The sequence below is a fragment of the Aeromonas sp. 604176 genome (assembly GCF_049170755.1).
Classification (GTDB): Bacteria; Pseudomonadota; Gammaproteobacteria; order Enterobacterales; family Aeromonadaceae; genus Aeromonas; species Aeromonas veronii_A.
On record NZ_JAAKNE010000171.1, the window covers coordinates 1 to 5,721 of the forward strand.

The 5,721-nt window shown below is 52.5% G+C and carries 6 protein-coding genes; all 6 read left to right on the forward strand.

Going from position 1 to position 5,721, the window contains the following annotated elements:
* Positions 1 to 373 precede the first annotated feature (373 nt).
* Positions 374 to 1,435 (forward strand): PilM family type IVa pilus assembly protein TapM, encoded by a 1,062-nt coding sequence (gene tapM / locus G5358_RS19805; RefSeq protein WP_421324760.1) that lies wholly within the window; start codon positions 374 to 376, stop codon positions 1,433 to 1,435.
* Positions 1,423 to 2,001 (forward strand): PilN family type IV pilus biogenesis protein TapN, encoded by a 579-nt coding sequence (gene tapN / locus G5358_RS19810; protein ID WP_421324761.1) that lies wholly within the window; start codon positions 1,423 to 1,425, stop codon positions 1,999 to 2,001. Before tapM ends, tapN begins: the two co-directional genes overlap by 13 nt.
* Positions 1,998 to 2,597: a PilO family type IV pilus biogenesis protein TapO gene (tapO, locus tag G5358_RS19815; protein WP_216953059.1), complete on the forward strand. Its 600-nt coding sequence runs from the start codon at positions 1,998 to 2,000 to the stop codon at positions 2,595 to 2,597. Before tapN ends, tapO begins: the two co-directional genes overlap by 4 nt.
* Positions 2,594 to 3,127: a pilus assembly protein PilP gene (locus tag G5358_RS19820; protein WP_216953060.1), complete on the forward strand. Its 534-nt coding sequence runs from the start codon at positions 2,594 to 2,596 to the stop codon at positions 3,125 to 3,127. The genes tapO and G5358_RS19820 overlap by 4 nt, the downstream gene beginning before the upstream one ends.
* Before the next feature lie 16 nt (positions 3,128 to 3,143).
* Positions 3,144 to 5,357, forward strand: a complete 2,214-nt coding sequence (locus G5358_RS19825) for a type IV pilus secretin PilQ (RefSeq protein WP_266134310.1) — start codon at positions 3,144 to 3,146, stop codon at positions 5,355 to 5,357.
* Positions 5,358 to 5,548: 191 nt separating this feature from the next.
* Positions 5,549 to 5,721 (forward strand): shikimate kinase (locus G5358_RS19830; RefSeq protein WP_421324762.1); only part of this gene is annotated, 173 nt, incomplete at its 3' end.

The following is a 5,721-nucleotide window of genomic DNA, read 5'->3' on the forward strand; positions in this document are numbered from 1 at the left end:
CCGATGAGGCTGGCAACACCCAGCACAGCACCCAGCATCATGACAATAAACAGGCGAACGAGCCATTTCAGCATGGAAGAACTACCAATCGTCTTAAATTTAGCCAACGGGCGCAGAGTATAGCCCTTTTGCCATCTGGAATTCGAGGTTTTCCTGTGGCAAGTCACCCATCGACAGGATTCGAGAGGTTAGCACTACAGTGAGCAATAACCAAGGTGCCTCCCTTTATCTCAAGAAAGCGAGGTGGGTCACTTTTCGGTATAAACTTTATGACATTGATAGTTAGAGCATTTAGGATGGATCAAGCTCTCATCTGATTAGAGTGTCCTACACTCAATTCAGGTATAAAACCCAATAACGCATGGATGTGTATATGTTTGGGCTATTTAATAAGGGATCCCTCCTCCCCCTGGTGGGCATTGATTTCGGTAGCCAGACCATCAAGGCCGTTACCCTCACTGGTCGTCCCGGCAAGCTGCATATTGAATCTGTTGCCGAGGTCGCCACCCCGAAAGGTACGCTGGTTGATTACCAGCTACAGGATATCGAGCGGGTCAGCCCATCTTTGAAAACCCTCAAGCGCCTTATCTCTGGCCACAGCGATTATGCCGCGACAGCGGTGACTGGTTCCAATGTGATCACCAAGGTCATCCAGATTGATGCTCGCCTTGGTGACAAGGGGCTGGAGAGTCAGGTGCAGCTGGAGGCCGAACAGATAATTCCCTTTCCTCTCGATGAAGTCAGCCTCGATTTTGAGGTGCTGGACACCAGCGCCAGTGAAGATCGCCAGGATGTCCTGTTGAGCGCAGCCCGTACTGAGAGCGTCAATGGCCGGGTCAGCGCTCTCGCTGAGGCTGGCATTGCCGTCAAGGTAGTGGATGTGGGAGCCCATGCCTTGGGGCGGGCCGTTGTGGCCTGTTTGCCCGAGTTGCAGGAGAGTGAGCGACCGATCGGGGTGATCGACATTGGCGCCAGTGCCATGACCTTCGCAGCCTTGGTCAAGGGAGAGGTGATCTACTCGCGCTTGCAGAATTTCGGCGGTGATCAATATAGCCAGGCGCTCTCCTCCTTTTATGGCATGACCCTCGATGAAGCTGAGCAAGCCAAGACCAAAGGCACCTTGCCTGTTGACCATGAGTTGGACGTGTTGATGCCACATATCAACTCGCTGTTGCAACAGGTGCGGCGCAATATCCAGCTATTTTGCAGCTCGTCAGGTTATCGCGATATAGCCAAACTGGTGTTGACCGGGGGAGGCAGCTTGCTGCCTGGCTTGTTGGTACAGGTAAAAGAGGAAGCCAATTGCGAGGTGTTTCATCCGGATTTGTTCGCCCTGTTTGGCAAACCGAAAGGAGAGGCCGAGCTGGTACATGGCGCTAAATATATGACGGCATTCGGGTTAGCTCTGAGGAGTTTTACACCATGTCAAATATAAACCTTCTCCCCTGGCGCGAGGCTCGTGCTCAGCGGCAAAAGAAACAGTTTGGTGCCCTGCTCGGGCTTTTCGTGTTGGTCACTGTCGCACTGAGCCTCTTTGCCAACTGGCTGGTCGAGCGTCAGATTGCCGCCCAGCAGCAGCGTAATCAGCGTCTGGTTCAGGAGATGACCATCCTGGATGCACAACTGGGAGAAATCCGCCTGCTTAAAGAACGTCGCAAGGAGCTGATCGATCGGATGCAACTCATCGAACATCTCCAAATGCGTCGAAATGTGCCCGTTCGTCTTTTCAACCAGTTGCCCTCTCTGGTACCCAATGGGGTTTACCTCAATACCCTCTCGTTGCAGAACAATATTATCGATGTCAACGGCAAGACAGAAGCTTATGGTCGAGTGGCCAGCATGATGCGTCGAATCGATGGTTCCGGCTGGCTGGGACAGTCGAAAATAAGCACCATTTTTGCAGCGGAGGTCGCGCCGGTATCGTTGAGTCAATTCTCGATGATGTTCCTGATTGCCAATAATACCGCGGCTGCCGGGGATATGGCCAAGGAGAGAAAATGAACCTTCAGCAACTCAACGAGCTTGATCTGAATGACATCGCGAGCTGGCCAAAATGGGCGAAAGCTGTCTTTATCCTGCTGTGCTGTGTGTTGACTGGTGGCGCTATTTATTACTACGTGATTGCCAATTCCTTAGGCAATCTGACCAAAGAGAGCGCCAGAGAGACGGAGCTGAAAGGCCAGTTTGAAAGCAAGGCGATGCTGGCAGCCAATTTGGGCGCCTACAAGGCACAAATGATCCAGCTCGAGCAACTGGTCGATACCCAGCTCAAGCAGTTGCCCAATACCCATGAGGTCGCCGGTTTGCTGGACGATATCAGTTTTATTGCCACCGATAATGGCTTGAAACTCAATCGCATCAACTGGGAACCTGAGGTCAAGCACGAGTTTTCTACCGAATTGCCCATGCGGATCGAGGTAGTAGGTAATTATCATCAGATCGGCAAGTTTACGGCAGATATGGCAGCCCTGCCTCGTATCGTCATACTCGACTCCTTTACCTTGAGTCAGAGCAAGGATGAGGGAGACCTGATTGCTATGTCGATGCTGGCCAAAACCTACAAGTACAACGGTAAAACAGTGGAGCAGAAACAATGAGACGCATCTGCTGGTTGTTACCTGCCCTCTTGCTGACGGCCTGTGGTGGTCAGGAGGAGATGGATTCCTATATTGCCGAAACAAAGGCAAGACCCCCTGTACCTATTGAACCCTTACCCCAGTTGAAGCCGTTTTCCCCCATGCACTATCAACAACGCGATCTGCGTAGTCCCTTCATGATGCCGCAACCAGAAGCAAGTGTCGGGCGCGCGAATAGTGCCCAGGTGAAGCCTGATTGCGCACAGGTTATGATGGACAGAGAAAAAGAGGTATTGGAAAACTACTCTCTCGCCAGCTTGTCAATGCACGGCTCCTTGGGAAAGGCCGGGCAGTTGTGGGCCCTGATCAGCACACCTGATGGAAAATCAATACGGGTCGGGCTCAACCAGTATATGGGGCTCGATCAGGGTAGAGTCATCAAGATTACTCCTACGGCAGTGGATTTACTGGAAACCATTCCGGACGGGAAGGGGTGCTGGGTAACAAGAGAAACCCAGTTGGCGATGGCCAATATGCAAGAAAAACAATAATCAGGGACGAACAGCAATGAGAACAACCATAGACAGTGTAACAAAAGTGGCTTTGCTGTTTTGCGCCAGTGCCTTTGGTCAGGCGTGGGCAGTGGCAACCTTGCAAGAGATAAAAGTTAATCCATTGCTGGCAGACCAGTTGCAACTGGAGCTCAGCTTCAGCGAGCCTGTGAGTGGCTTTACCGATCGTCTCTCCTATCAACCTAACCAGCTCCTGCTGCATGTCCCCGGTGCTGTGGGCGCACTCAAGGTGAACCCGCTGCCTATTCAGCGTCAGGGAGTAGACAACATCAAGGTGGAAGGGAAGGGAGCTGGCCTTGATATCAAGATTGCTCTCGATCAGCTGGCTCCCTATCAGGTGCAGCAACAGGGTAACAAATTGCTGGTTTCCCTTGGTGAAGGGACCTCATCAGCTCTGATTAATGGCGAAAGCGCCCTGATTGCACCAGCCGCAACGGCTTCCTCAGCCATGGTGGCCACTCCAGCTCCTTCGGCACTGCTCAATTCTCAGGTTGTTGCCAAGTCAATGCCTGTTGCACCGGTAACCCCTCCTGTTGCGACGCCTGCTGCCAGCAAACCACTGCTCGGCAGCTATCAAAACAGTGGCAGTGGAGCCTATTTCAACTCGGTGACCGGGGTGGATTTTCGTCGTGGCAAGGATGGTCAGGGGGAGTTTCTGGTCACACTTGACAACAGCTCGGCTGCCGTCGATGTGAGCAGCCGCGGTCAAACTGTGCTGGCCAAGTTTCATGGTACTCGCGTGCCTGATGGTTTGCTTAATCTGATCAATGTGCAGGATTTTGCGACACCGGTCTCTCAGGTTGAGGTGTCCCGGCAGGGCAACGATACCCTGTTTGAGCTGTCGGTTAATGGCCAGTTTGATTACCGTTACGATCAGGCTGATAAACTGTTCATTATCGAAGTGAAAAAACGCACGGCGGCATCTGCGTCTTCAAAGCAGTATCAGGGCAAGCCCATCTCATTGAACTTCCAGGATATCCCGGTTAGAACCGTGTTGCAGCTTATCGCTGACTTCAACAACCTCAATCTGGTTACTACCGATTCTGTGGCAGGCAATCTGACACTACGTCTGGATGGCGTGCCCTGGGAGCAGGCGCTCGACATCATTTTAAAAGTGCGCGGTCTGGATAAGCGGCTTGATAACAACATCCTGCTGGTTGCTCCGGCTGAAGAGATTGCGGCACGGGAGAAACAGCAGCTGGAGAGCCGGAATCAGGTGGCTGATTTGGCCCAGTTATATACCGAATATATGCAGATCAACTATGCAAAAGCATCCGAAGTGGCTGCTCTGCTCTCATCCGAGAGTACCAAGTTGCTATCGCCACGTGGCGCGGTGAGTGTGGATGAACGGACCAACGTGCTGGTTGTGAAGGATACGGCTGAGGTTATCAGCAGTATCAAGCGGATGCTGGATATTCTGGATATCCCGGTCAAGCAGGTGGTGATCGAAGCGCGTATGGTGACCATCGATGACGGTTTCGATGAAGCGCTCGGGGTACGTTGGGGAGTGACCAAGAACGATGGTCACGGCAACAGCACTTCAGGCTCTATTGAAGGGAATGATTCGTCCGGTAATAACGACGGTAGTTCAACGATTACCAGACCCTCGGTCGATAATCGGATGAACGTCAATCTGCCGGTGACCAATGCTGCCGGTACCTTGGCATTCCAGGTTGCCCGTCTGGCCGATGGAACCCTGCTTGACCTTGAATTGTCTGCGCTGGAAAAAGAGAGCAAGGCCGAGATTATCGCCAGTCCGCGGGTGACCACTGCGAACCAGAAACCGGCGTTGATCGAACAGGGTACCGAGATCCCCTATGTGGAGTCCTCTTCCAGTGGCGCTACCTCGGTTACCTTCAAGAAGGCGGTATTGAGCCTGAAGGTTACTCCGCAGATCACTCCTGACAATCGGGTGATTCTCGACCTGACCGTGACCCAGGATACCAAGGGTGAAACGGTACCGACCGGTACCGGTGATGCGGTTTCCATCAACGCCCAGTCCATCACCACTCAGGTGCTGGTGAACAATGGCGAGACCCTGGTGTTGGGCGGCATCTATCAGCAGACCATAAAGAGCGATGTGACCAAGGTGCCGTTGCTGGGTGACATTCCCGGATTGGGGGCCTTGTTCCGCAAGACCACCAGCGAGAACAAAAAGCGGGAGTTGCTGATTTTCGTGACGCCCAAGATAGTCACCGACGCCTTCTGAATGCTTTACATGTGAGGGTAAAACACATATAACCTTACGCCCCAATGAGGCTGGGGCGTAAGGGCTGCGGTTGCCAGTCCCGATATCTATTGAGATAATCCCCCTCCTGATCCATCGCAAGATAAGGTTCATAGGTACCCCGATCCAGTATTCATCGGGGTCGTACAGTTTGTAATTACTAACGAAAAGACATGGCTGAGAAACGCAATATTTTCCTGATAGGTCCCATGGGTGCGGGCAAGAGCACCATAGGTAGACATCTGGCAGAACAACTGCATATGGAGTTTTTCGACTCAGATCATGAGATTGAGCGCCGCAGTGGTGCTGATATCGGCTGGGTGTTCGATGTTGAAGGCGAAGAAGG